The organism is Allobosea sp. FG18 (assembly GCF_057809495.1).
The window spans coordinates 71213-97123 of the sequence record NZ_JBMDKB010000011.1; the positions used below are offsets into that span (position 1 = coordinate 71213).

The following is a 25911-nucleotide window of genomic DNA, read 5'->3' on the forward strand; positions in this document are numbered from 1 at the left end:
TTCTTTTTAGATCGCTGCCTTCTCGATCAGGTCGGCAAGATCACGCGCGAGATCGCCAGAAAGGGTGACTTCCGGCCCGCCCATTCGCAGGTGGATCTTGAAGCCAATGCCGACGCGCTGGACCCGGAACCAAGCACCAACCTTGATCGTGTCAGGACTGGCGGTGCCGTCCACAACGGCCCTGATCGTCTCAGCGAACTCGCGCGCGCTTTCGAGGCTGTAGAGCGTGGCCGGATGGTCATCGATCGCAACAGACACCTTGTCTCCTGCGCGCTGCACGATAATGCCGGGGATGATGGCCGGGATAACACCTGCGGCGATCTCCTTGCGGAGCATGTGGCCGATGGTGTCGGCGAGACTCAGATTGAGCACAGCCGAGAGGGTCTTCAACTGGTCGAGCCGGCGAGGCGGAAGGCGCAGCATAACGGAAGCGGGGGACATGGAAACTCCTGTGACGATGATTAAGCGTATACTAGTATACGCTTTCTGTCAAGGACTGCGTTCCTATGTCCTCCCCTAATTTCCACGGCAAACCGCCGCCGAAATGTCCTCCCCCATTTTCCCTTATGTATATGTATGTCGGTATTTGAAGAAGAGATAACCTACGAAAAATGGGGGAGGACATTTTCGCTCTTGTCCCGACTACTCGCGCCTGCGGCGCTCGCCTGCGCGGCCTTCGGCCTTGCCCGGCCGCTGGCGCGTCCGGAAGGTTCATCCCGCTGGTATCCGCAGGAACTCCTCCGGTAGCCGAAGGCGTAGGGTGCCCGGCACCAGATGTCCCGTCCCGGATAGAGAGGGCGCCGGCCCGGTCGCTCCGCTCCCGACCGTCACCTATCTCATGGGCGAACGGGACCGTTCCGCCCGGAAGCGTTTAGAGAGTCATCAGCGGGCGCCAGCTTCCGGCCGCCCCTCTGCCACCTGCAAGCGCACGAAGGCGAGTCCTGGGCCTTCTCTGAGTCAGCGTGGGGCTATCTACTACGCGGCGTTGCTGAAGCTCTGCACCAGTTCAGCCGTGAAGGTCCAAACACCGTCTTGCGCCTGCGGATGCGACCAGTCCTCGCAAGTCCACTTCACCGGCGAGCGTGCGCCGTGCGGCTGGTAATAGAACGGCTGGCTCCCGCCCATCCGCTCGAAGAACTCGGCAAGCTCCTGCATCTGATCGAGTGTGAGCGCGTCCCACTTCAGGCTGCACGTCCGGCGAATGTGGTTGATCCCCTTCGGCGTTGACTGCGAATAGCCGTCGCCGAACTCGGCCTTGAGCAGGTTCACCTTCGGCTTATGCGCGGTTCCCGGCGTCGGGCCGATGGGTGGCGTGAACGTTGGCAAGGGCATCAGCGGTTCCTCGTGTTCGCGAAGTTCCCCGGCTTGGTCTGGCGGCGCATCTCATCGGCCACCACCGACCGCATCGTCACCTCAAGGCTTCGCTGCATCTTTCGGGCGAGGTCGTCGTTCTGTTCCGGGGTTCCGGCGCTCCCCGTTACCGTGATCGGGGCCGAGATGCTGATGGCCTGCACTGGCGCGGCACTGGCGCCGGAAAGTTCCGGCTGCCGAATGGCCGGCGCGCTGCCGACATATCCACCATCCGCGAAGCCGCGCAGCGCTCCCCGGTGCATGGCCTCAAGGTTCTGGACGCCGATGCGGCTGGTTGCGGCCTTGGACATGACATACTCGCCACGGTGGACGATGCCGGCCGGCTGATACTTCCCGCCGGGCCCGGTGTAGCCGCCGTCCGCGAAGCCGAAGAGCTTGGGCAGGAAGCCGAACAAGCCACCCACGGCGCCGTCCGCGCCCTTCGTTCCGAACAGCCCGGCGAGCGGGCCGCTGCCCATAAGCATGGCCTGAAGGGCAGCCTTCAACAGGGCCTTGCCAAGCTGCTGCACAACCTCGGTCGCGCTCTTGCCCTCCACGATCATATCCACGAAGCCGTCAGTCACTTCCTGCGCGAAGAACTTCTGCGCGTCGCGAACGCCGTCCATCGCCTCCTTCAGGTCTTCGACCTTCATCTTCGCGGCAGCATAGCCCTGTGCAGCCTGCTCGATCTTCGACTGCATTTCGTCGGTGACGGTGAGGCCATCGCGCTTCGCGGCCTGCTCAAGCTGAAGGGCGATCTTCGACCGCTCGACTTCCTCACGCCCCTTACCGACCATCTGGGCCTCAAGGCGCAGGGCTTCGGTGCGGCGCTGGATCGATTCAAGGTCGCGGTCAAAGCGGCTCTGCTTCTCCGCACCGGAGCCGCCACCACCTCCGCCGCCCTTACCTTCCTCGCCGGGAACGGCGTAGTTCTTGAGGGAAACCGGCTTGATATCGCTACCGGCGCCCTTCGGCCGCGAGGGCGGCAGCGTCGTCGTGGTGAGGCGGTTGGAATAGTCGATTTCGGACTGGCGGAAGCCGGAAACGGCCTGTCGGGAAGCCGCGCTCGCGGCAGCATCGGCGGCGGCGCGCTCCTGCGCCAGCTTTTCGCGGCCACCAGCATTCGCCAGCCCCATTTCGCGGGCCTGCGCCACGCGGGCGGCGCGTTCGTCCTGATAAGTCAGCGCGGCGGCGCGCTGGGCGCCGGCATGGGCCTTCGCAAGCTCGCCGACCTTGTTGATAAGGTTCTGCACGCCGACCACGGCGTTTGTGGCAGCGGTGCCAATCCCGCCGATGCTCCCGGCGAGGCTATCAATCGCACCTGCAAGGGCAGTGCTGGCGCCGGTCGCCTTGTCGAACTCGCCAACGGCCTTCACGAACTCGTTTTGAAGGCGCTGCATCGCCTGCTCGGTCGTGACGGCAGCGCCGGCCAGCTTTTCCTCGAGCAGCGGGGCGCCGGCCTGAATCGCCCGGAAGAACGCCTCGCTCGAGACCTTTCCATCCTTCACAAGGGCGGTGAGCTTCGCCACGTCGCCGCCCGCTTCAACCAAGCCAGCGGCAGCGGCTTCCAAAAGCGGGCGCATGCCGTCGAGCAGCGAGTTGTATTCCTCGGCCTGAATCTTCCCGCCCGCGAGGGCCTGGCCCAACTGAAGCAGCGCGCCGGACGCCGCCGAAGCGGACGTTCCGCCGACGCGAAGCGACTGCGCGACGATGTCCGTGACCTGCATGACTTCCTGCGAGGAAGCCTTCAGCGTGGTCTGGGCAGCCGAGACGCGGCCATAGAGCGTTGCCAGCGCGTCCAGCGGCGCATAGTTGCGCTGGGCGCTGGCGAACAACTTGTCGAAGGTGCCGGAAAGGTCGGCGTCCTTCACGCCGGCCACCTTCAGCGTGTTCATGACCTTGGTGTATTCGTCGGCGGTCTTCCGAAGCTCGTTCAAGCCGATGCCGGCCGTGATCGCGGCGAACGCCGCGCCGACCTTGCCGGCCGCTGCCCTGCCGAAGCCTTCCAAGCTGCGGGTCATGGCGTTGCTGCTGGTCGCCATGGCCTGCTCCATGTTGCGGCCAGCCCTGCGCGCCCGACTCTCCATGGCACCGTAGTTGTCGTTCGCAACTCGCTTCGCGCGCAACATGTTCTTCTCAAAGTCCCGGATTCGGGCTTCAAGGGCGACGACAAGCTGTTCGGCGGCTTCGGCCATATCTACTCCTACGCGGCGAGGTCGTGGACCTTGGTCCAGAACTCGGCTTCCTCTTCAGGGTCCATGTCGTGAATACTGCGGCGGTTGTCGTTCGCAGCGGCGCGGGCAACGGCCATCGCGGCAGCAACAGCACCGTCAATGCGGTCGGTCTTCCGGCCCTTGTGCATGCGGACAAGCCCGGTGTCGTTTCGGCTGGCGACGACGCTATCGAAGTGATGGCGAAGGACCGGATGCCCGCCGTGACGAAGCAGCCGACCGTTCACAAAGCGCTCAAGGGTGCCGATCGCCGGCCCCATGGTCGTGATGTTCTGGCGCATCTCGACAGTCGGCAGGCCATCGTCGAAGAGGCGCTGCATAGTCGTGCGGGCAAGGTGGGGGTCAAAGGCGATCTGACGCACATCGAACCGGGCGCAAAGCTCCCGGATATGGTCCTCCACCGTGCCGGGATCAATGATCGGGCCATCGGTGACGATCACATGGCCTTCGTCGCGCCAACGCTCGTAGGACACGCCGTCGCGCTGGGCGCGGCCGATGAGGTCATCGCCGGGGACGAAGAACCAAGGGGCAATCGTGATCCGGCCGTCATCGTGGCGCCATGCCGCGACAATGGCCGTTAGGTCGCCATTGATGGCCATGTCCACGCCAAGGAAACACGGCAGCGCCTCCAGCTCGGCGAGGTCCAGCGGAAAAGTGCCGGCGTCATAAGTCGCCATGTCGAACAGCGGGTCGCGGGAATGCGCCTGCCAGATGTTGAGGTTGAACTGAAGGAAAGCGTGCCGGTCGGCGGGTCGATGCTCGGCCTCCTTCGCCGCTGAGCGCAGGGCGTCAAGGTTGGGGAAGCCGTAAGTCAAGCCGGGGTTAACCCGGTGCCAAACGTCCTCATCCTGCCAGTCGTTATCGTTCTCGGCCTCGAAAATGATCGGCAGATAGGCCTGGTTCACGATCTCGCTGCGCGCGACGCGCCGGGCATACTCATACTGCTCGAAACCGATGTTCTCGCTGCCACGTCCGGCTGTAGTCGCAATGACCATGAGCGTGCCGCTGGTCTTGACCATGCCGGACTTCAAGGCCTCCCAAAGGTCGCGGCCCTTCCAAACGTGAATCTCGTCTACAAGCACGAAGCTGGGCGTCTTTCCGTGCTGGGCGGCGCCGTCGCTCGAAATGGCCTGAAGCTCGACGCCCTGCGCCGGATAAGCGATCTTCTTCGCGCTGTTATGAGCGTCGTAAATGCGGGTCGCGCTGACAAGGCGCCTATCCATGCGGACGATGTTCGCGGCTTCCTTGAAGCCAAGGCCAGCCTGCTCGCGATCCGACGCCGCGAAGATGACCTGTCCGGCCGGGACGCGCTCGGGGCCGATGGTGTGAAGCAGGGCGAGCGCAGCCGCGAGGCTGGTCTTCCGGTTCCCGCGCGGGATCATCCAAAAGACGGTTTCCACGATGCGCCGGCCGTCAGGATGGCGCGGGCCGTAGATGCGACGAACAATGCGCTCCTGCCAGTCGTGAAGCCGGAAAGCGTTCTTCGGCGCCGTGCTGTTCGGGTGCTTCAGGCGGCGCAGGAACTCAACCGCCCGTTCGCCGTAGCCGAACGGGTCGTCAATCGGACTGCCGTCGAAAATCCACGCCGGATAGGTGCTCGCCATCAGCGCACCGCCAGCGGGTTGTCGTCGTCATCGTCGTTCCCGGCATTGCTGCCGACGCGGGCGCGCGAGACAGGCGAGAGGCCGTATTCGGCCGCGAGCTGCCGCGCTGTCTGCATGGCGCGGTTCTGCATGCCGAAAAGCGTCTTATCGAGCGTGCCGGTCGTGGCGAAGGTGCGCTCGATGGCGCGGACGTGCCCGACTGCAACGCAATAGTTCTCGATGCCGGTGAGATCGGCCCGCGTGACGATGCGGTCGGCGATCAAGCGCGGCATGATCCGCTTCCACTCGCCGCGCGCGTCCTCGCTCAGCCACTTCGGGGCAGGCGGGGACTTCGTCAGGGGCTCGCGATCAGGGGATAAGGCCGGCTTCACGCCGCGAAGATGGGTCACGACGCCGACGCAACCGCCATGATTTCGAGGCCAACGCGGCGCCCGATGTCGGCGATTTCCTTAATCTGATACGCCCGGCCGTTGAAGACGATGCGCTCGGCGCCCGTCAGGCCGTCCCGCCAGCGGATACGGAAGATAACGGTGCCCTGCTGGGCCGTCCCAAAGCCGGTGAGGAAGTCGGCGGATGACGACTTCGCCACCTCGGCCCGCGTCGTGGCGATTTCCGTCCAGGCGGAAACGGTGCCACGGCTGGGCGTGCGCGTCTTCGTCTCGCGCTCAATGGTGATGGTGTGGAAGAGAGTGCCGGCCGCGAGCATCAGATGCTCCACCGGATGACGGCTTCCACCGACATGACGCCATGGCCGAACTCGGGATTCGGATCGCGCGGCCAGACAGTGCGGGTGTGCCGGAAGGCGTCGATCTCGAAACCTACGCCGGCAGGCCAGTCCATAAGGCGACGCGCCACGACTGCGCCGATGGTCTGGGCGCGGTCAAGGCCGTCTTCCACCGCCCAGATATGCAGGTCGAGGAACACCGTCGCGACGAACTGGCCGCCCGATGCGCGGCCGTGCATCATGACATTGCCGGCGCTGAACAGGACGGCCGGAAGCTCATCCGGCGCGAAGTCGCCGGCCCTGATGTTCTCGGGGTCTACAAGCGCGGTGACGGCGGGGTCGCTGGCGAGATGGTCGCCGATGGCCTCGCGGAAGGCGGTCGTCGGTTCGATCACGGCGCGTCCCATCCGGTGCGGACGGCCTTACTGCCAGCGCGCTTGATCCGGTCCAAGGAACGACGACGCGCGAAGCGCCAGCCGGGGAAGAAAAACGGTCGCGCCGACATCTTCGAAGTGCCGTGCTCGACATGGTGCGGATAGCGGACATTGCTGTTGCCGGCCGTCACGATGGCCTCAAGCTCGCCGGCCGTGCGGCTTCCGCCCGGCTGCGAATACGGCGGCGTGGTGCCACCGGGCGGCGTGACGGTGATGGAATCCTTCAGGTCGCCTTCATCCACCGGCGCGAGGCGGCGCTGCATGTCTGCCACCTCGTTCGCGCCCTTCAGCAAGGCAGGCGGAAGCATCTCGCGGACGTTCTTCAGCACCGCCGCGAACCGGCGATTGAGCCGGTCGAGGTCAGAACTCATCGTCGGAATCCTCGGGCGCAGGCTCGCCGAACCACCGTTCCCGGTAGGAATTGGCCACAGCCTGCACGCCATAGGGCGCCAAACGCACCGCATCGCCGAAGGAAACGGCCTCGCGGTGCATGTAATAGAACGCCGCGAGCTTCATCATCGCGAGCTTGATGTCAGCCGGAACCGGAGAGAGATCAGCGAGCTTGCGGCCGGTCTGGGCCTGAAACCAGTCGTCGGCAGCGTCGAGGTAAAGCTGAATAAGCTCATCGTCGCTCGAATGGTCGATATTCAGATGCGCCTTCGCGAGCGAAAGCGTGACGCTACTCATCAGGAATTGGCCTCTTCGGAAAAAGTTATTTCGGGCGTCTCTTGCGCGGTGCTCCCCGCGCCGGTCCCCGAAACAGGCGGAAAATTGGAGACCACCCCCGGGTGCTGATCGGACTGCCGACGCACCGGCTTCGTCAGGGCCTTACCGACAGGCCAACCGGAGCGAAGGCGGTTCGCGAGCGTGGCGTAGCTGATGCCTGTGTGCTCGGCCCATTGTGTAACGGTCAGGCTCCTACCTGCATGCTCAAACCGGCGACGATGGCTGCTTGCTCCGCTTGGGCGCCGTGCGCGATCCATCAAGCGTTCACCGGGAGCGACGTTCATCGGCGTGGTGATCGCCTTTTCAACGGTCCAGCCACGGCGAAGACGATCTCGGATGAGATGTGTCGGAATGCCGTAGTCCAACGCCCATTCGCGGATTGGCTGGGTGATGCCTTCGTGCGTTAGCTCCCTCATCGGCGGGGACTTCTCTCTCGGATGTAGTCGAGGGCATTGCAGCGACGGCAGCCGGGGCGCCAGTTGGCGGGCGACATGCGAAGCTCGGGATGCTGGCGGATGCTGATGCGGTGCCGGACAAGGGTGGCGGGTGCGCCGCATTCACAGCGCTGATTGCCGGGCTGGCGCAGATAGGTGCGAGCTGCCTCTTCCCACTGGCGATCATAGCCGCGCTGGCGGGCGTTAGGGCGGGCGCGATCGTGCCGTGCGCCGCGAACGCGATCCTGCTCGCGCTGACAATGGCAACGGGCGCCATGGGCGACGATGCTGCCGCAAGAGCAGAGGCGGGGTGGACGGCGGGTCACTTCTTGCCCCCGCCGCCGATGCTGCCGCCACCATTACCGACGATGGCGATGCGCTCGACATCATAACCACCGGAGATCATGACGCCGCCGGTGATGACTTCGCCATAGACCAGCGGGACGGGAACACCCTGATCGGACGTGTTGCCGGGACCGTTCATGGTGAAGGAACTGTCGTCGCCGTTCTCCTTCTTCTTCTCCTGCGGGGTCAGGAGTGAGGAGACACCGGCGAGCGCCATGGCCGCGCCGAAGAGGGCAACCTGCGTTCCGGTGATGCCGCCGAGGGCGGTGCTGCTCAGACCAAGGCCGGGGCCGATAGCACCAGCCAAGGTGCCGCCCGTCAGGGCGAACGCCGCGCCGATGAGCACGACGCCAAGCACGGTCTTGAGCAAGCCGGCGCGCTTCGAACCGGCCACAACCGGGACGATATGGAGGTCGCCGTTGCCGAGGTTGAAGCCGGCGATATCGTCCTTGTCGAGGCTGAAGCCAGTATCGACGTTCTTACCGCGAACGACATGCCAAGCACCGTCGCGGATATCCTTGAGGAAATTCGGGAAGTTGGCGCCGAGCGCGCGAATGGCCTCGCCCGCGGTGCGGACATCAAGCTTGAACTTCTTGCCATACTTGCGACCGATGGCACCGTGAAGGTGGATGGTGCGCATCAGCGCTTTCTCCCATACTTGGCCTTGAGGGCGCGCAGGCCGGCGCGGTCAAATTCGGGGTCGAGGCCAGCGGCTTCGTTCCGCGCTGCCTGTTCGGGATCGTGCTGGCGGTCTTCCGGCTTATCGTCGGCGCTGCCGTGGATGGCCTTCAGCATCTCGAAATGGGCGTTGAGGGCGTCAGTGATTTCGGTTGGGGTCGCGTTCCACGTCGCATTCGGGGGCCAGTGAAGCCAGCCGGTCGCCCTGCGATACATGTCGCGGTAAAGCTCGCGCAGCGGCACCATCTTGCCCTGCAAGGGCTTGGCGGCGGGATCAGGCTGGGGAATGAAGCCGGTGACAAGGCGGGCAAGCTGGGCCTGCGCGATCTCGACAAAGCGGTTGATCGGCTGGCGCGACATGTTGTCGAGGAAGGCAGTGGCATCCTTGCGGTCGGTGGCGGCCGTAAGAATGATCTCGCGCACGGTGCCAGTGTGGAACTCGGCTAGGCGCTGCATCAGCGTGGCGAAGCCGTCATGGCTTCGCTCAAGGGTGCTCGCGGCCCGCAATGAGGGCCGCAGGATCACGGCATTGTTGCCGTGTTCCAGAACGATCTCATCGTATGCGGGCCGCAAGGTCATGGCTTACGAAGTGGCCATCTTCAGCTTGCGGAAGACATCGGTGCGGACGACGCCGGCGCCGACGCGACGGCGAGCGTGGAAGCGAACCATGCCCTCGGTCGCGAGCAGATAGCGGTTGGTGAGCACCGCAAGCTCGATCCGGTCATAGATGCGATAGCCGGCCTTGAAGTCGCCGAAGATGACCGGGAAGGCGTTGGCGGCAACGTCCGGCATGTCGATCAGCTCGACAACCGGGCGGCCGAGGATCGTCTCGGGCTGGCCGGCCTGATAGCTGGGCTGCCACAGGTAATTGCCGTTGCCGTCCTTCAGCTTGCGGATGGTCGCAAGCGTCGAGCCGTTCATGGCCCAAGTGCCACGGCTGCGATAAACGCCCGGCAGGGCATACATGAGAGAGATCAGCGCATCGGCCGACAGGTTCGTCGCATGACCGTTGAGGGACTGTGCGATGCCGGCTTCGGTCATGAAGCCCTTCGGCTCGGCGGCGGCGCTGCCGTTGACGAAGGCGGTGCCTTCCTTGGCGCCGAAGTCCTCGGCGAGCGCAAGCCGAACCTCGGACTCGACGTTCTGCGCGTCCTCCAGAAGCCAGTTCGAAATATCGACGTGGGTGTTCAGCTCCTTGATGGCGATTTCCATCTCGCCGAAGGTCGGCTCGGACGCTTCCGACGCGACCGCTTCGCCCTTCCACTTCGCATTCGTGACCGAAAGGCGCTTCGGCAGGACGACGGTGTGCGAGCCGGCCGACTTCACGTCCGCGATGGCTCGCACCGGGGAGAACTCGACAAGGTTGCGGATGAACTCGCTCGTGGTCTCTTCCGGCGCGAGCACATATCCCGGCGCATCGTTCGCGACCGTCAGGGCCTTCTGGTCAATCTGGCCGGTGCGCAGGAAGTCGCTGAACGCCTTGGTTTCGAGGGCGTCCTCGGCCTGATTGTCGTTCGAAGCCGGCAGGCGATTGGCCTTGGCTTCCAGCTTGTCGAGGCGGGCGTCGCTCTTCGTCTCGATAGCCTTGAGGCGGGCGTCCACGGAACTCGTCAGATTGGCGAGCGCCGAAGCGACATCGGCCGGCACGTTGTCGGCGTCGTCGGACTTCAGTTCAATATGGGCGAGGTTGTTCACGTTGGTCCTTTCAGGGATTGAGCGCCACGGCGGCGCGGTTGATTGCCTCGGCAATGGCAGCCGTGGCGTCCTTGGCGTTCGTGATCCGGGCCTTCGGATGAGCCGGGTTGCGGACGACAGAGATTTCGAAGAGGTCGAGCTTGGAAATGATGCGGTTCCGGCCGCTCTGCTTCGCCTCGATGGGGCGGAAGCCGATGGACAGGCCGGAGATGAGGCCGCTCTTCACCATGGAGCGGACGGCGCGGGCGCGCTGGCTTTCCTCGATAAACAGGCGCCCCTTCACCTGAAGTCCGTCAGCGGTTTCGGTGATCTCGTTCCAGATACCGACAGGCTGGCCGGGATCATGCTGAAGCAGCATCGGCGTGTCTTCGCCGAGGACGTTGAAGGCGCCCTTCGTGATGATGTCACCGACGCTATCGGCACTGCCAAAGGGCCAAGCCGTTCCGGTGATGGTGCCGGCGTCGTCAATCGCGAGCGCGGCCTTGATCTCCAGACGCTCAGACATCGGGCACGTCCGCATAGGCGGCCTTGATTGCGGCGGCGAGGTCGGGCTCGTCGTCCTGGCCCTCGGCAACCGGCTCGTTCCAACGGGCGTTGAGGATGTCCACGGCGAGCATGGCCAGCGGGATAAGCGGCTGATCCGGGGTGTAGGCATCGATAAGGCTCTGGGCCTCGGCCGGGGACGTGCCGCCGCCGATCAGGCCGAGCCGAATGATTTCGACCACGTCGCCGACATGAAACTGAAGGGTGAGCGCGACACGCTGATAGAGCGCGCCGATACCGACGCCGGACTTACGCTCAAGCTCGGCGATCATGGGCATGGTGAGGGCGAAGGTCTTCTCGCCGTCACCGAAAAAGGCGACGTGCTTCATTCCGAAGCTTCCCAAGCCGTGCGGACAGCTTCGCGAACAATGCGCTGAAGGCGGGCAGCAAGCCGCTCCTGCTGCTCCGGAGTGAGCTTCATTTCCCGAAAGACGAACTTCGGCTGATCGGATTCGGTCACGCGGCTTCCTTGTCGGTGCTGGGATTGTCGTTCGCGCCGGCAGCGGGGCCGGTCGTCGTGTAGGGATTGGCAAGCTCGTCGCCGCCTTCGATGGCAGGCATGTTGAGCATTCCGCGCGCCTCATTCGGGACGATGACGCGGGCCGCAATCAGCTTGGTGATGTTGTCGGTCCTACCGGCAGCATCGGCGCGAAGCAGGTCGTCAATGACGAACTCGAAATAGAGGCTATCCTGCTCGTCCTCGGTGAGCAGCACGGTCGCGTAAGCGTCCTGCCAGCGGTCGAGCCACGGCCGAAGGCAAAGCTGAAGGAAGCTCGCGGCCATCTGCTCCGCGTTGCTCCACGTCGCCCGGCTCAGTTCGAACAGCATGGAAGGCGGGACGCCGAAGATGCGGGCGATCTCGCGGACCTGTTCAAGGCGATGCTCAAGGAACTGGGCATCGGTCGAGGTCATGGCCGGCTGATCGAACTTCCACCCGGAATCCAGAATGAGGGGATCGCTGCTGTTGCCGCTCAGCCATTCGCGGAATGACTTGCGAATACTGGCCAGCGTCGTGGCGCCCTGTTCCCCACCCATCTTCGCGTCGTTCGTAATGACGGCAGCCGGGCGGGCGCCGGAGCCGAAGAACTGCGCGGCATGACGCTCCAACAGCATGGAAACGCCGATGGCTTCCTTGCCGAGCTGCACCGGGGACGTGTCGCCGAAGGCCGGGACATAGAGCACGTCCTGATAGAACAGCCGGCGCGGCACGCGGTTCGCGTCGGTGACGATGTAATAGGGCTCGCCGTCATCCTCGAAACGGCGCTGGACCGTGCCGGGCTGAAGGCGGTTGATCTCGAAAGGGCGGCCGTCGCCAGTGCGGACGACATGGGCATAGCCTGCGCCGTGAAGCAGGGCGTCGGTCGTGAGCAGGGTGCGGAGATGGCCGGCGCTGGTCCAGCCGTTGACGCGATTATGGGCCAGCCGGTTGCCAGCGTGATCCTTCGCGGCCTCCTTGCTCCCGTCAGCGTCGCGATAGAGCTTGCAAGGAAGGGAGCCGACAGTTTCGGCGATCAGGCGCACGGCCTGAAGAACGGCAGGAACGCGAAGCGCGGTGCTTGCAGTAACGGGAACACCGGAGGCAGTCGGCAGCGCGCCGAACAACTCAGAGATAGCAGGATTAGAAAGGGGGATCGCCTTCCGTTCGAGCTGAAATCCGAGTGACTTCTTTACGCTGCCGACTAACTCGCGGAACACAACTTAACCTTCACCTTACGCAACGGTGAAGATTGTCCCACAAGGGGGATCGCGATACAAGTTAATAATCCTACCTACAAAAGATAATAGGATTTTGATCTCATATCCGGCTTGCGATTAATGTTCGACTGCCGGCCATTGAAGGAAGTTGGGAAGGCCTACAAACCTTCCGCACCAAGGCAAAGAAACGCCGCCTCGGGAATTCCGGAAGGAGAAAGTAATGCCGATGCGGCAGCCTAAGCTGTAGCAGTCCCACTACGCTTTATAAATTCGACGCCGATGTCCATTTGCCTCCGCCACCGCAAGCGCACGCGCTTACGTTCACCTTCGTAGGACATTAGCAAATCAAACTCGTCGGGGAGCACCAAACTATCGGAAACTCGCAATCTTGCGCCGCCGCGTGAAACATCAAGGACTAGGCATTCAACTGATGCGTTTAGGTGCTCAAGAAAGCACTTAGCACGCGTTTGGACTGGCTTCCGATCACCACCCCGGCGTTCATTTTGGCGCCTTCGGCGACGAGCCAAAGAATATCGCAACGGCAGACCATCGATGCCAGGGCCATCGATGTGGTAACTGACCTGCCTAGCGATTGCGCGCTTTAAGGATGAGTCTGCACGTTCCACCGCAGATAGAGCGTCCTCCACAATACTGGGGTCGCAGGCACCAGTAACACATTCGATCCTGAATTCTAAGTCGCTCACCGTCGCCAAAAAACTTACTTCATTAGCAATCTGATTGATCTTCATTTCGAGCGCGGCTGTCGACGTGAGAGCATTCAACATAACTACGAAAGTCGAATCTGGTCTTCTACAAAAATAACCCGAATGTGAGATCGTTAAGATAAGTCTCTTTGCGAACTCACGCGTAAGCTCTTCAACACAGACAGTGCCGAATTTTTGCAAAAAATATTCGACATCAACTATTTGTATTGAAATGACACCGATGCCGCCCCTTGACTGCGATATATTCTCATCAATTGTTTGCAACAACTCATGAGGAGAAAGTAGCCGCGATTGGCTCTGGGGCGGGTGCATACAAGCAATCTCATCGAGGCAAGCCGGCCGACCGATTACCTTAGGGCATAATCAAAGTCCATTGATATGAATCAAAACAGGGCCGCCGCGAGCCCGTGCCCTACCAAGCTCGGTGAGCCCGCTGAAGCTCGAATGCCGGCATTCGATCTCTAACAGATTCTTGCGACGCTCCCGACGAAGGATCACCCACGCAAAGCCGGCAGTTCATAGGCCACCCGGTCAACAGCCTCCTTCAGCACGTCAAGCGAGGCGTCATGGATATAGCCGGCGCCGGACGACGCATCGTCATGCCCGGTGATATGGTCGCTAACAGCACGCGGCACGCCAGCCACCGACATCGCCGTCTTGAAGGTGTGCCGGAAGGAATGAAACACCTTCGCCGGGTCGGTGATACCGACCTTCGGCAGATAGGTCCGGTTGAACCATCGCGGGATGAACTGGCTATAGGGCTGGTTGAGAATGCGTTTACCGCCCGCGCTCGCCGCGATGCGGGCCTGCCCGTCCCCATACCATTCGGGGAACAGATGGGTTTCGCCGGCCGCCTTCAGCTTCGCGATGCGGGCTTCAAGGCCAAGGTCCAACAGCTTGCTATGAACCGGCGTCAGGCGAACCGACTGCTGGTTCTTCGTCTCTTCCTCGATAGCGAACACCAGCACGCCGCGTTCCTTGCGGATGCTCTCAAGGCGAAGCTGTGCGATCTCAGAGGCTCGCATTCCGCTGTAGAGCGCGAGCAGGAGCGTCCAATGCTTCTCGCCGAAGTCCTGGCCCTTGAAAAGCGGCGGGGCGACGATGGCCTTCAGGTCAACGGACGTGAACGGGACGCGCGGCGCCTTGGTCGCGCCCTTCTTCGTATCGACCTTCACACCCCGCGCCGGGTTGTCGGGGATGATCTCGTTATCGACGCACCACGACATGAGCGCGGACAGACGCGGCAGCCACTTGTCATTGATGGTCGTGGCGCTCAGCGTCGGGAACGGCGTCTTCCGGGCGCCATTGAGCTTGATCGCCTCGGGAAGCGGCTTCTCGGGGAAGCGCTTGCTGTAGTTCGAAGGCGTGTCGAGCAGCGCGTTCTTGTAGGCCAGCACGTCCGCGCGGGTGATCCGGTAGACCGGCCGCCCCTCGCCCATGAATTCCTCAAACATGCGGACGGCGACGCCATACTCGTATTCGGTCGCGTCCTTCGCCTGCTTCTCCTTCAGCATGGCCGGGAGGATTTCCGACAAGGGCTTGATGCTCTCGGCGCCGATGATCCGGGCACGCAGCGGGTCGGCACTAGCGGACGGCAGTTCGCTCGCCGGCAAGAGCATGGGATGCTTTGGCGGGGCGTCCGCCTCGCCACGATCGCGCCGGTTCTGGTTCTCGATCGTCTCGGCCTTCACGCCAGCGAGCATGCGGGCCAGCGCCCGCCAATCATCGCTGCCCTTGACCGGGACGGGATTGCCCTCGCTCGCGAACTCATCAACGGCCCACTGGATCAGTGCGGCAAGCTCGTCATCCTCGGCCCCTCCCCGCGCCGCCCTCTTAAGGGCGTAATAGTAGGTCGGCCGGATCGCCGCCTCCATAACCGGATCGTTCAGATTCCGACCGCGCGCCATCTCATCGCGCTCAAGCTCCCGGCCGTAGTGCGCCACGGCCATCTGCCGGACACTCAGCGGCCGGCGCTTCGCAGGCGCGGGAACGTTCATCGCCACAGCCCGGTCGCGGGCCTCGTCTAACTGAATCTGCATGGCGTGAACGGCCGAAGGCAGGAGCCGCAAGGCGATGCTCCGGTCGGCGTCCAGCGCCTTCGCAAGCTCGCGCTTACCCACAATATCACGCAGCAAATCAGGGACACGAAGGCGAGCGTAATAGCGGCCGTTGCGGTGCAGGAGATGACGGACTTGCGAAGCCATTTTCGAGACGCCAGAACCCGATTTGTGTAGCAGATTGTGTAGCAGAATTATGTGATGGACCGTTGAAATTCAAGGGTTATTTCGCCTAATCAATGACTTATCCGCAATTGGAATGCACTCCCTCCGTCTCCGCCACTTTTCCTTTGATTTCCCAATCACGTGGATTGGACACGAAAGCAATCTCGCAGAAGAATCGAGAGCGCGTTTGCGCAGCGCCTCGCGAATCTCCGGCCTTCAGGCCGCGGCATGAACCGCTCCTATCCAACGAATGCGTTAGCCTGGCATCTCAAGCCGGGGGTACCGAGCCCTGAAGGCCGCAGAAGACCACGACCTCGCCCTTCTTGACGGAAATGCCACAGTTGGTGAGCGCGAAAATACCGATGCCGTTTCGAGGCGTCTTGCTGCGCTTTCAGGCCGCCGCCCTGTTCTGAAGAACCCTGACCAACCCGCTCAGGCCGGAGCAGATGGCCCAGTAGGCGGCGCCGGCCAGAAGGAGCATCGGGACCAGCGTGCCGTCGCGCTCGCCGATGCTCACCGTGTTGCGGAAGAAATCGCCGAGCGAGATGACGTAGACCAGCGACGTATCCTGGAAAATCACGATGCATTGCGTCAGCATGATCGGCAGCATGGCGCGGAAGGCCTGCGGCAGGATGATGAGGCGCATCGTCTGATAACGGGTCATGCCGAGGGCGGCAGCGGCTTCGAACTGCCCCTTGGACAGGCCGAGAATGCCGGCGCGGATGATCTCCGCGAAGAAGGCCGATTCGAGCAGGACGAAGGCGACCATGGCCGAGACGAGCCGGATGTCGATGCTTGGCGAGAGGCCGAAGACGGTTCTCAGGACCTGCGGCACGATCAGGAAGAACCAGAGCAGCAGCATCACCAGCGGCACCGCCCTGAAGAGCGCGACATAGAATTTGGCGAAGAGCTGCAGCGGCCTTCGGCCGGAAACGGCGCAGATCGCCAGAACGGTACCGCCAACGATCCCCCCGGCGATCGCGACCAGGGTGACCTGCAGCGTGACTGCGACGCCGGCCCCGATCACGTTCCTGGCGGCGACGATGCTGTCCCAGTCGAGAGCGAACATGTCAGGCTCCCATCATGCCCGGGAGCCGGGAGCGCCGCTGGATCCACTCCATCAGGCGCAGGATGACGACGTTCAGCCCGATATAGGCGAGCGTCACCACGATAAAGGATTCATAGGGCTGCGCCGTGAAATCGACGAGTTGCCGGGCCTGGCCGCTGAGCTCGAGCAGCCCGATGGTCGACGCGACCGCAGAGTTCTTCGAGATGATCAGGAACTCGGAGGTCAAGGGCGGCAGGATGCGCCGGAAGCACTGCGGCAGCAGGACGAGGCGGAAGGTCTGAAGCCGCGTGAGGCCGAGTGCCTGTGCGGCCTGGACCTGGCCGTCGGGCAAAGCGGCGATTCCGGCGCGGACCTGCTCGCAGATGCGGGCGCCGGTGAAGAAACCGAGCGCCAGCACGGAGACGATGAAGACCTGGGTGCTCGGCGTGATGCTCTTGATCCAGTCGCCGACGGCCGTCGGCAGGACTTCCGGAACGACGAAGAACCAGATGAAGAACTGCACGATCAGCGGCACGTTGCGGAAGAGCGAGACGTAGGTCGCTCCGACGGCGTCGCAGAGCCGGCTCGGCCAGGCGCGCAGGATGCCGAAAGCGGTGCCAACGAACAGCGCGAGCAGCCAGGCCGAAAGCGTCAGCGCCGCGGTCAGCAGCAGGCCATGCAGGATCCAGCCGAGATAGGTCGCGGCCTCGCCGGTCGCCACCGGCTGCAACAGGACGCCCCAGTTCCAATTGTAGCCCATGATCCACCCGGCAATGGCGGGGCGGGCAAGCCCGCCCCCTCAGGTCAATTGAGGATCTTGTCGTTCGGGGCGGCGAAAAGCGCCTTCATGTCGTCCGACAAGGCAAAATCCAGATTGAGCCCGCGTGGCGGAATCGGCGCCCGGAACCACTTGTCGTAGATCCCGACGGCCTTGCCGGAGGTCTGCAGCTCCGCGATCGTCTCGTCGAGCAACGTCTTGAGCTGCACGTCGCCCTTGCGGACCATGCAGCCATAGGCCTCGCGCGATTGCGGCGTGCCAGTAATGACGAACTCGGAAGCGTCCTTCGTCTTGGCGCGCTCGCCGGCGAGAAGGGCATCATCCATCATCATCGCCTTGGCGCGACCGGTCGACAGCATCAGGAAGGACTCGGCATGGTCCTTGGCGCTGATGATGTTCATGCCCATGCCCTGCTCGACATTCATCTTGCGCAGCAGGATCTCGGAGGTCGTGCCGGCGCCGACGACGACGTTCTGGCCCTTGAGATCGGGGAAATCCGCGATGCCGGCGCTCTTGCGGGCGAGCAGGCGCGTGCCGATGACGAAGAAGGTGTTGGAGAAATCGACCTGCTGCTCGCGCGAGGCGTTGTGCGTGGTCGTCGTGCACTCGAAATCGATGGTGCCGTTCTGCAGCAGCGAGATCCGGTTCTGCGAGGTGATCGGCAGCTTGCGGATCTGGAGGTCGGGCTTGCCGAGCTTCGCCTTGATGCGATCGAGGATCGCCGCGGTCAGATCCATAGAGTAGCCGACCGGGTTCTTGGTGTCGTCGTAATAGGAGAACGGGATAGAGGCCTCGCGGTGGCCGATCACCACCACGCCGTCGTCTGCGATCTTCTTCAACGCACCCTCGAGCGGCGCTGTCTGGCTGGAAGCGGCTGCAGGCATCAGCAGCGCGGCCGCGACAGCGGCAGCGCCTAGGTAAGTGGACAGCACCGTCTTCATGTCGATGATCCTCCCTCGCTATGAACCGACGATCGACGAGACGTCGATCACGTACATCTGCCGCTCATGCTCGTGCATCGAGTCGATGCAGACGCGGCGGCCGTCCTGGCTCCAGCGCGGATGGAGATCGCAGCGGTTCTCCTTCGTCAGCGCGGGATCGGTGTAGAAGCTGCCGATGTCGTGCCGGACGCCCTTGGCGATGTCGTAGAGGATCAGGATCCGCTCGTTGCTGACGGGGTCGGGATAGGTGTCGGTCAGGAGCCAGCGCTGGTCGACCGGCGAATAGGTCATGTGGCCGTTCTCGGTCAGTATGCCGCGGCCGATCACCGAGACCCGAACCGGATCCGCATCGGCGTAGAGATGGTAGTGGATCGAGCCGGCATGCGGCCCCCAGACGATGATGTGGCCGTCGTCGCGCCAGAGCGGATGGGAGATCTGGTACTCCGACTTCTCGTAGTCGAAGGTGCCGACCGCGCTCGGGTCGAAATCCTCCCGCAATTGCGGCAGGGGATGATCGGAGCATTCCAGCAGCCGGATATTGCCGCCATCGGGGTCCATCGTGATCAGACGGTGCAGGAAGCAGGTCTCGTCCTCGACGCGCTCGGTCCAGCGATGCAGGAAGAGGACGCGGCTGGATGACGGGTTGATCTCGATATGGCTGACCCAGTGGATCGCCTTGTCCATGGACGGGCGATGATCCAGGGCCTTGAGATCGGCATAGCTGACGAGGAGCCGGGTCTCGCCGGTTTCGAGATCGAGACGGTGGATACCGTCATCGGCCGGGCAAAGCGGCATGTCGGTGCGACGTCCGGCGAGGCCGACATAACCGATGGTCCTGTGGGTGACGTAAAGCCGCTCGTAGTCCACGGTCAGGGCGTAGCGGCCGTTCGGTGCGGCGACGTAGATCGGCGTGTCGAGGTCCCGCGCGTTGCCGCTGGCGAGGTCGAAGATCACCGAGCCGAAGCCGGGATAGAGTCCGCGGCCTTCACGGGTGCGGACATTATAAATCAGGCGCTCGCTGCGCGTGGCGTCGAGCCATTGCAACTGGGCGCCCATCTGCCAGTTCCAGGCCGTCGTCCGGCCGCAAGGATGGAAGGCACCGTCCCCGGCAAGGTCGAAATAGCCGACCTCGGCGGCGCTGTCAGAGGCCAGTTCGAAGTCACGCGCCGCGACACGCTGGCCGAGCAGGAGGCGATCGCCGGCGCCCCAGTTGGTCTTGTCGTAATAGCCGAAGAAATGATGACCGACGCCGCTTCCGACCCGCTGGATCGGGCAGCTTCTCGGGATCGGTTGAACCAGGCTGTGCATCGCCGCCACTTGTGCTTTCGAGGTCCGGGCGGAGCTGCCCGCAGCGGTTCCGTCATCCGAAAGCGGCGAGGAACAGGCCACGAAGCTAGGCTTTCGGGGGAATGCAAAAAAATTCTTTTTCAAAACATCTGTATGCAGAAATGATATATATTGGGAGTTACCGACACTGAGAGGACCGCCATGGGCAGGCCGTTGAATTTCCAGCAGATCCAGGTCTTCAAGACGGTCATGGAAACCGGCACGACGACCAAGGCGGCGATCGCGCTCAACACGACCCAGCCCTCGATCAGCCGCAAGCTCGCCGACCTCCAGCAGGCGGCCGGCTTGCAGCTCTTCGAATTGCATCACGGGCGCTTGCGCCCGACGCGCGAAGGTCGCCACCTCTACCAGTCGGTCCGCAAGCATTTCGAGGGGCTCGAGAAGATCGAGACCGTGGTCGGCATCCTCCGGAAATCCGGTGCCGGCGTGCTGCGCATCGGCTGCACCCCGACGCTCGCCACGGGATTGTTGCCGAAGGTGATCGACCGCTTCATGCAGCGCTTCCCCGGCACCTTCATCAACCTGCAGACGGAGGCGACACCGCAGCTTGAGGAACATCTGCGCCAGGAGCTGGTCGACATCGCCCTCACCACCGGGACGATGGACACCGCCTTGTTTCAATGCACGACGATCGCCCGGTCGAAGGCGGTCTGCATCGCTCCTCACGAGCATGAGCTCGCCCGTCTGCCCTCGGTCGATCTCGACATGCTCCAGCGCTACCGGCTGCTCCTGCTCAACGATTCCGACAGCATCGTCATCCGCATGCGCGAATTGCTCGCCGAGGGTGGCTATCCCGAAGATGTCGCGGTGGAGACCAATTCATCGATCACCATCTGCGCGCTGGTTGCCGCCGGTGTCGGGATCGGCGTCGTCAATCCCTATGTCGCCAACACGTTTTCCGGGCAGTTCGCGATCAAGGATCTCAATCCGCCGCTCCCGGTCGAGGTGCTGCTGGCGCAATCGATCACGATGGCGCCGTCGATGCTGACCAAGGCCTTCTCCGAGATGCTGGCTTCGCCCTAGGCATCTCGAAGATCGGACCGGCTTTCAGGCTCCGCGCTGCGCCATCGCCAAGGCGCGGTCGAGGATGGTGTCGGTCTCGCCGAGCCAATCGGACATCCGCGCCTCCATGAACACGTCGGGTGCGATGCCGAAGCCGTCATACATCTCGCCAGTCTTCTGGAAGGACGCCATCGTGGACAGCCGCACCCGGATGCCGCTGTTCGGCAGCAGGAAGGGAATGCTGTTGCCGCTCCTTCCGTTGCTCGCGGAGCCGATCAGCGTGACGTTGCGCCAGCCCTTGAAGGTCGAGACGAAGATGTCGCCGGCGCTGCCGACGCCCCAGTCCATCAGGAGGTAGACCGGCCGGTCGTAATGCGGCTTGCCGGGCAAGGCGCTCAGCACGCCGTAATACCAGTCGGTGAAGTCGCCCTCAGGCACCTGCCACTGCGGGTGGAATCCAGCCAGCAGGACTTCCAGAGCGGTCTTTTCGTCGGCAGGGCGGCCCGGGTCGGCACGGAAGAACATCGCCTTGTCCTCGACCTTGAGCAGGTCGATCAGGGTCTGGACAGGCGTATCGGCCGGCGCTCTCAACCGCGCGACGTTATGGATGTAGGGGCCGTCCTCCGGCGTCATGAAATAGGGAAAGAGCGCAGACAGGCACTCGCGCGTCCCGCCGCCGCATTGTCTTGCGTCGATGATCAGTGCGTCGGTGTCGCGCAGGGGCGCCATCAGCGCGTCGACACGCGCGGCGAGAGTGCTGTCGCTCTGCGAATAGATGCGGAGATAGCCGATATTCCCCGGCCGGACGCCGCTTTCGTTCGACAATGGCAGCAACGGCCCGGACATCTCCAGCGCCTCCGCGACCGGGATCATGACAGTCCTGGTCGAGCGATTGGTCGTGTCGCACAGCTCGAGCGCGATATCGGAAGCCTCCGGCAGCCCGAGCTCGCGACGCATGTAGCCGACATGCCGAAGCAGCCGCAGGCTGCGCGCCAGGCGCTGCGAACGCGAGGCGTAAGGCCCGCTCGCGATGTCGCCGGCTCTCTCCAGCCATTGGAAGAACGGCCGGCCGTCGATGGAACTGATGAACGGGTTTTCCGGATCGAGCAGGCGCCGCGTCTGCGGATCATAGGCGAAGGCCAGGTTGTTCTCGATGCCGACAGCGAAGGGACTGACGCCACTTGGCAGCTCCTGCATCCAGTCGACGACCTGGGCGTGGGAATCCCCGAGATGCTGGACGAGCTTCTGGATCTGGAGGGCGAGGTTGCGGATCGAGACCTGCTCCGGGAGCTGCCCGGTCATCGCGTCGATGGCCCGCTCATAGGGATAAGCGACCGCCGAAACATAGGAATGGCGGTCCCGGATGATATCGCGCAAGGCCACGAGGTCGGCCGCGGCCTGCTTCCGCGTGACCAAGGTGTCGCGGGAACCGCCTTCGAACAGCCGATTGTTCAGGAAGGGTGCGAAGGAGTTCATCAAAGCCAGTTACCTCGACGGTCGGTATCGCTGCGCTGCCGGATGGATCATCGCGAGCGGGGATCGAAGGCGCGCCGGACGGCCTCACCGAGCATCACCAGCGCCAGCACGGTGACGGTCAGCACCAGGCTGGGAAAAAGCAGCATATGCGGCGCGGTGGCGAGATAGGGCTGGGCGTCGCTGATCGCAGTGCCCCACGAGATCACCGGCGGCTGCAGCCCCAGACCGAGATAGGACAGGGTCGCTTCCGTCCCCACATAGCCGCCGAGCGAGAGCGTCGCGAGCACGAGCAGCGGCGCGACCGAATTCGGCAGCACGTGGCGAAGGGCGATCCGGAGACTGCTTGCGCCGGCGGCGCGCGCGGCATCGACGTAGTCGGCATTCCGCGTTTGCAGCACGCTGGCGCGCATCAGCCGCGCCTCCGTCGCCCAGCCGAGCAGCGACAGCACCAGTGCGAGACGCAGCACGCCGCTGCCGGAACTGCCCAGCGTGGCGAGGATGACGATCGCTCCGAGCAAGGTCGGCAGGCCGAGGACGACATCGGTGACGCGCGAGATGACGGCATCGACCACGCCGCCCTTCAGGCCGGCCACGAGCCCCAGCATTCCGCCGATGAAAGAGCTTCCGAGCGTCGCCAGAAGCGCCACGGACAATGAGGCACGGGCGCCGTGGACCGTCCGCGCGAACACGTCGCAACCCTGGATGTCGAAGCCGAACCAGCTTCCGTAGGCAGGCGGCTTGCGTGAGTTCAGCAACATGCAGCGCTGCGGATCGACATTCGTGAAGAGGCCCGGCGCGACCGCCATCGCGACGAGGATCACGAGGATCACGAGCGCGATCCAGACGAGCGGTGACCGGCCGAGTTGCGCCAGGGCCTCGCCGGTGAGAGAGCGGCTGGGCCGGCGCGGCTCTGTTCCGGCAGGCGGAGCGGCCTGAAGACAATCAGTCATAGCGGATCCGGGGGTCCAGGACGGCGTAGGAGAGGTCGACCAGGAGATTGATGAAGAGATAGGCGACGACGACCACGGTGACGGCGCCGACGATGGTGATGCCGTCATGGCTTCGGATCGACTGCACGATCAGCCCGCCGACACCGCTGATGTTGAAGACGCCCTCGACCACGACAGCTCCGGCAAGCAGGCCGCCGATATCCTTGCCGACATAGGTCACGGCCGGGATCAGGCTGTTGCGCAGGGCATGCACGACGACGATGCGCGCCTCGCCGAGCCCCTTGGCCCGGGCCGTGCGGATGTAATCGCTCTGCATCGTTTCGATCACCGCCGACCGGGTCAGACGCGAGAGTGTGACCTGGTGCGCCAGCGCCAGGACCATGGCCGGCAGCAGGAGTTCGGCGAAGCTCGTCGGATCGCTCACCGTCACCGGGAACCAGCCGAGGCGGACGCCGAAGACGAGCTGCGCCAGATTGGCGATGACGAAGCTGGGGAAGGCGATGATCCCGAGCCCCACCATCATGGTCGCGGTGTCGAATGTCTTCCCCGGACGCAGCGCCGCGAAGACGCCGATGGTGATGCCGAGCAGCACCTCGATCAGCACGGCCAGCAGCGCCAGGCGGACCGTCGCGGGAAAGGCCGCGACGAGCTGCTCTGAGACGTCGCGCCCCGTGAAGGAGCGGCCGAGGTCGCCGCGCCCGAGATCGGCGAGGTAGTATCCGTAGCGGACGATCAGGGGGCGATCGAGTTTGAACTCCTCGGTCGCGGCAGCGACGAAGGCGTCAGGACACTCCCGATCGCCGCATTTTCCGGCAAGCGGGTCTCCCGGCATGCCCCAGGCCAGGAAGAAGACGACGAAGGTCGTCCCCAGGAACACCGGGATGAACTGCAGCAGCCGGCGCAGGATGTAGCCCGTCATGTCGTCGCTCGCATGTCTCGGCCGTGGCAGATGCTCCGCCTCAGTCCTTCAGCAACAGGGCCGAGTAGTCGATGCGACCGTTGGCGTAGAGCGTGACGGAGCGCACCTTCGGCGAGTGACCGACGGTCATGGCCGGGTTCCAGAGCGGCACGCGCGGCATCTCCGCGGTGAGCATACGCTCGGCCTCCTGATAGGTCTTGATCGCGGCGGAGGTCTCTTCCTTCGCGGCCTTGTCGAGCAGCGCATCGAAGGCGGCGTTTTCATAGGCGCCCCTGTTGGAGGTCCCATCCTTCGAGTAGAGCGGGATCAGGGCATTGTCGATCGAGGGGTAATCCATGGTCCAGTTCGAGGGGAACGGGCCATCGGCCTTGCCGGAGCGCGTGAACGAACGGAACGTCGCGTTGTCGGACAGTGCCGAGGTCACGCAGGCGATGGACAGCGTGTTCTGGATGCTGTTGCAGACCGCATCCATCGCGGATTTCACCTCGCTGTCGCCCGCATAGTAGAGCTTGATCTCGCCCTTGTAGCCGCCGGCCTGCGCCAGCAGCGACTTGGCCTTCTCGGGATTGAAGCTGCAATATTCGCCGCAGGCTCCGGGCTGGTAGCCTTCGGTGCCCGGCGGAACCCAGCCGGTGGCGGGCTGCCCGATGCCGTTGAAGAGGATGTCGACGATCGCCTTGCGGTCAATCGCCATCGAGAGCGCCTGCCGGATCGCCGGCTTCAGCAATTGCGGGTTGGCGTCGGTATAGGGCATGCCGAGCGCCTGGATATTCGCGCGCGGCTGGATGACGGCGCGACCGCGCAGGTCGCGCTTCCAGAGATCGGCGACAAGTTTGGAAGCGGGAATGTCGCGCAGCAGGTCGAGATTGCCGGCGACCAGATCGTTATAGGCCGCCTCGCGGCTCGTATAGATCCTGAGGTCGACCCCCTTGATCGAAGGCTTTGCAGGTCCTGAATAGCCGGGGAAGGCTGCCAGCTTGTATCCGGAATCCGGCGCACCGGAGACGAACTGTAACGGCCCGGCGCCGATCGGCTTCCGGCCAAACGCCGCGGGATCGGCGAAGAAGGAATCCGGCATCGGATAGAAGGCCTTGTAGCTGAGCTGGGCCCTGAAGACAGGCACCGGCATCCTCAGCTCGACCTGGAACTCATGGTCGCCGATGACCTTGAGACCGCTCATCCGGTTGGTCGCGGGAACCGGCGGCTTCTCGCCCTTCGGTGCCCTCGGATTCAGATCGCCATAGCCGACGATGACGGAGAACCAGTCATTGTTCGACTGGCCGTTGGGACCGTAGGCCGCCCAGTTCCAGGCATCGACGAAGTTCTTCGCGAGCACTTCAGTCCCGTCGTGGAACTTGCGCCCCTTCTGAAGCTTGACCGTCCAGGTCTTGTTGTCGGCGGTCGTGATCGACGCGGCGACATCCTCGATGATCGCGCCGGTCTTCGCGTCGGTCGTGACGAGCCCGGCGAGGATCGGCTGCAGGATGTCGGAACCGCAGCTCTCGTTGGTGTTGGTCGGAATCAGCGGGCCCGCCGGCGTGCAGGCCGAAACGGTGACCCAGCCCGGCTGAGGAGCCTGGGCGTGGCCAAGCGAGATGCTGGCCATCAAGGTTCCGCATGCCGCCGCGAATTGCAGGGCGGCAACGCCAGTCGAAAATCGGGTCTGCTTCATGTTTTCCTCCCAGAAATTTGGGTCAGCAACGCGCTGCGCAGCGTCGAGCCACCGGACCCGCCCAGCCGCCAGTGCCCCTGTTGCTTTTGTTGGAGCGGAGCGCCACCCGGAGCCGTCCGGCGCAAGGCATCGAACAGACAGGTCGAAGGATAGGGCTTGGAGGAAATACGGAAAATTCTTTTACAGAACATCTGTATGCAGAAATGATATGTCGACCGCTGGGCGCCCGGCGACCAGGCAGGGGCACTGCGGCTGAACATCCCGCTCAAGACCATCATTGAGTGATGAGCGAGAGCATCAAGGGCGAAGCCCGACCAGATGCTGGCAAGTGAAGTCCGAGAGCCCGCGCCTGTTCGGAGCCGGGCATGAAAG

28 protein-coding genes are annotated in these 25911 nt (G+C 63.7%); 1 reads left to right on the plus strand and 27 read right to left on the minus strand.

Annotation, left to right across the window (positions count from 1 at the left end; genetic code table 11):
- Positions 1-6: 6 nt before the first annotated feature.
- The 23 genes from ACODTJ_RS13920 to ACODTJ_RS14030 form a co-directional block, all read right to left on the minus strand.
- Positions 7-441, minus strand: coding sequence for a hypothetical protein (locus ACODTJ_RS13920; RefSeq protein ID WP_488849150.1), 435 nt, complete (start codon positions 439-441; stop codon positions 7-9).
- Between the two features lie 534 nt (positions 442-975).
- Positions 976-1332 carry a phage tail protein gene (locus tag ACODTJ_RS13925; protein ID WP_488849152.1) on the minus strand — a complete coding sequence of 119 codons (357 nt, stop codon included), beginning with the start codon at positions 1330-1332 and terminating at the stop codon, positions 976-978.
- The gene (locus ACODTJ_RS13930; protein ID WP_488849154.1) at positions 1332-3545 is read right to left on the minus strand and encodes a tape measure protein; all 2214 of its coding nucleotides are present in this window, start codon (positions 3543-3545) and stop codon (positions 1332-1334) included. Before ACODTJ_RS13930 ends, ACODTJ_RS13925 begins: the two co-directional genes overlap by 1 nt.
- An 8-nt stretch (positions 3546-3553) precedes the next feature.
- The gene (locus ACODTJ_RS13935; protein ID WP_488849155.1) at positions 3554-5185 is read right to left on the minus strand and encodes a terminase large subunit; all 1632 of its coding nucleotides are present in this window, start codon (positions 5183-5185) and stop codon (positions 3554-3556) included.
- Positions 5185-5574 carry a phage terminase small subunit P27 family gene (locus ACODTJ_RS13940; protein WP_488849156.1) on the minus strand — a complete coding sequence of 130 codons (390 nt, stop codon included), beginning with the start codon at positions 5572-5574 and terminating at the stop codon, positions 5185-5187. Before ACODTJ_RS13940 ends, ACODTJ_RS13935 begins: the two co-directional genes overlap by 1 nt.
- Entirely contained in the window at positions 5571-5891 is a 321-nt protein-coding gene (locus ACODTJ_RS13945) for a phage head closure protein (protein ID WP_488849157.1), read from the minus strand. Before ACODTJ_RS13945 ends, ACODTJ_RS13940 begins: the two co-directional genes overlap by 4 nt.
- Positions 5891-6304, minus strand: a complete 414-nt coding sequence (locus ACODTJ_RS13950) for a DUF3168 domain-containing protein (RefSeq protein WP_488849159.1) — start codon at positions 6302-6304, stop codon at positions 5891-5893. Before ACODTJ_RS13950 ends, ACODTJ_RS13945 begins: the two co-directional genes overlap by 1 nt.
- Complete coding sequence (locus ACODTJ_RS13955) at positions 6301-6714, minus strand: HK97-gp10 family putative phage morphogenesis protein (RefSeq protein WP_488849160.1); 414 nt, start codon at positions 6712-6714, stop codon at positions 6301-6303. Before ACODTJ_RS13955 ends, ACODTJ_RS13950 begins: the two co-directional genes overlap by 4 nt.
- On the minus strand, positions 6704-7030 hold the full coding sequence (locus ACODTJ_RS13960; protein ID WP_488849162.1) for a head-tail connector protein: 327 nt from the start codon (positions 7028-7030) through the stop codon (positions 6704-6706). Before ACODTJ_RS13960 ends, ACODTJ_RS13955 begins: the two co-directional genes overlap by 11 nt.
- Positions 7030-7485: a hypothetical protein gene (locus ACODTJ_RS13965; protein WP_488849164.1), complete on the minus strand. Its 456-nt coding sequence runs from the start codon at positions 7483-7485 to the stop codon at positions 7030-7032. Before ACODTJ_RS13965 ends, ACODTJ_RS13960 begins: the two co-directional genes overlap by 1 nt.
- 340 nt (positions 7486-7825) lie before the next feature.
- Positions 7826-8488 carry a tail assembly protein gene (locus tag ACODTJ_RS13970; RefSeq protein WP_488849165.1) on the minus strand — a complete coding sequence of 221 codons (663 nt, stop codon included), beginning with the start codon at positions 8486-8488 and terminating at the stop codon, positions 7826-7828.
- Positions 8488-9105 carry a hypothetical protein gene (locus tag ACODTJ_RS13975; protein WP_488849167.1) on the minus strand — a complete coding sequence of 206 codons (618 nt, stop codon included), beginning with the start codon at positions 9103-9105 and terminating at the stop codon, positions 8488-8490. Before ACODTJ_RS13975 ends, ACODTJ_RS13970 begins: the two co-directional genes overlap by 1 nt.
- A 3-nt stretch (positions 9106-9108) precedes the next feature.
- A complete protein-coding gene (locus tag ACODTJ_RS13980) occupies positions 9109-10221 on the minus strand; it encodes a phage major capsid protein (protein WP_488849169.1) in 1113 nt (370 codons plus the stop codon).
- 10 nt (positions 10222-10231) lie between these two features.
- A complete protein-coding gene (locus tag ACODTJ_RS13985) occupies positions 10232-10726 on the minus strand; it encodes an HK97 family phage prohead protease (protein WP_488849171.1) in 495 nt (164 codons plus the stop codon).
- A complete protein-coding gene (locus tag ACODTJ_RS13990; protein WP_488849172.1) occupies positions 10719-11093 on the minus strand; it encodes a gene transfer agent family protein in 375 nt (124 codons plus the stop codon). Before ACODTJ_RS13990 ends, ACODTJ_RS13985 begins: the two co-directional genes overlap by 8 nt.
- Positions 11090-11224, minus strand: coding sequence for a hypothetical protein (locus ACODTJ_RS13995; RefSeq protein ID WP_488849174.1), 135 nt, complete (start codon positions 11222-11224; stop codon positions 11090-11092). The genes ACODTJ_RS13990 and ACODTJ_RS13995 overlap by 4 nt, the downstream gene beginning before the upstream one ends.
- Positions 11221-12285, minus strand: coding sequence for a phage portal protein (locus ACODTJ_RS14000; protein ID WP_488849176.1), 1065 nt, complete (start codon positions 12283-12285; stop codon positions 11221-11223). The genes ACODTJ_RS13995 and ACODTJ_RS14000 overlap by 4 nt, the downstream gene beginning before the upstream one ends.
- 410 nt (positions 12286-12695) lie before the next feature.
- A complete protein-coding gene (locus ACODTJ_RS14005; protein ID WP_488849177.1) occupies positions 12696-13496 on the minus strand; it encodes a diguanylate cyclase domain-containing protein in 801 nt (266 codons plus the stop codon).
- Positions 13497-13678: 182 nt separating this feature from the next.
- A complete protein-coding gene (locus tag ACODTJ_RS14010) occupies positions 13679-15388 on the minus strand; it encodes a tyrosine-type recombinase/integrase (protein WP_488849178.1) in 1710 nt (569 codons plus the stop codon).
- A 409-nt stretch (positions 15389-15797) separates the two neighbouring features.
- Entirely contained in the window at positions 15798-16475 is a 678-nt protein-coding gene (locus ACODTJ_RS14015; RefSeq protein WP_454657522.1) for an ABC transporter permease subunit, read from the minus strand.
- Position 16476: 1 nt separating this feature from the next.
- On the minus strand, positions 16477-17214 hold the full coding sequence (locus tag ACODTJ_RS14020; RefSeq protein ID WP_454657523.1) for an amino acid ABC transporter permease: 738 nt from the start codon (positions 17212-17214) through the stop codon (positions 16477-16479).
- A gap of 44 nt (positions 17215-17258) precedes the next feature.
- Complete coding sequence (locus ACODTJ_RS14025; protein ID WP_454657524.1) at positions 17259-18173, minus strand: glutamate/aspartate ABC transporter substrate-binding protein; 915 nt, start codon at positions 18171-18173, stop codon at positions 17259-17261.
- 18 nt (positions 18174-18191) lie between these two features.
- Entirely contained in the window at positions 18192-19481 is a 1290-nt protein-coding gene (locus ACODTJ_RS14030; RefSeq protein ID WP_454657525.1) for a TolB-like translocation protein, read from the minus strand.
- A gap of 180 nt (positions 19482-19661) precedes the next feature.
- Here ACODTJ_RS14030 and ACODTJ_RS14035 point away from each other — a divergent pair, with 180 nt between their 5' ends.
- Positions 19662-20543, plus strand: coding sequence for a LysR substrate-binding domain-containing protein (locus ACODTJ_RS14035; protein ID WP_488849181.1), 882 nt, complete (start codon positions 19662-19664; stop codon positions 20541-20543).
- A 24-nt stretch (positions 20544-20567) separates the two neighbouring features.
- On the opposite strand, the gene ACODTJ_RS14040 is transcribed toward ACODTJ_RS14035, so the two are convergent.
- The 4 genes from ACODTJ_RS14040 to ACODTJ_RS14055 are packed head-to-tail and all read right to left on the minus strand — an operon-like array spanning position 20568 to position 25473.
- Positions 20568-21998: a S41 family peptidase gene (locus ACODTJ_RS14040; RefSeq protein ID WP_454657527.1), complete on the minus strand. Its 1431-nt coding sequence runs from the start codon at positions 21996-21998 to the stop codon at positions 20568-20570.
- A 47-nt stretch (positions 21999-22045) separates the two neighbouring features.
- Positions 22046-22948 (minus strand): ABC transporter permease, encoded by a 903-nt coding sequence (locus ACODTJ_RS14045; protein ID WP_454657528.1) that lies wholly within the window; start codon positions 22946-22948, stop codon positions 22046-22048.
- Positions 22941-23867, minus strand: coding sequence for an ABC transporter permease (locus ACODTJ_RS14050; protein WP_454657529.1), 927 nt, complete (start codon positions 23865-23867; stop codon positions 22941-22943). The genes ACODTJ_RS14045 and ACODTJ_RS14050 overlap by 8 nt, the downstream gene beginning before the upstream one ends.
- Before the next feature lie 40 nt (positions 23868-23907).
- On the minus strand, positions 23908-25473 hold the full coding sequence (locus ACODTJ_RS14055; protein WP_488849183.1) for a peptide ABC transporter substrate-binding protein: 1566 nt from the start codon (positions 25471-25473) through the stop codon (positions 23908-23910).
- Positions 25474-25911: the final 438 nt, after the last annotated feature.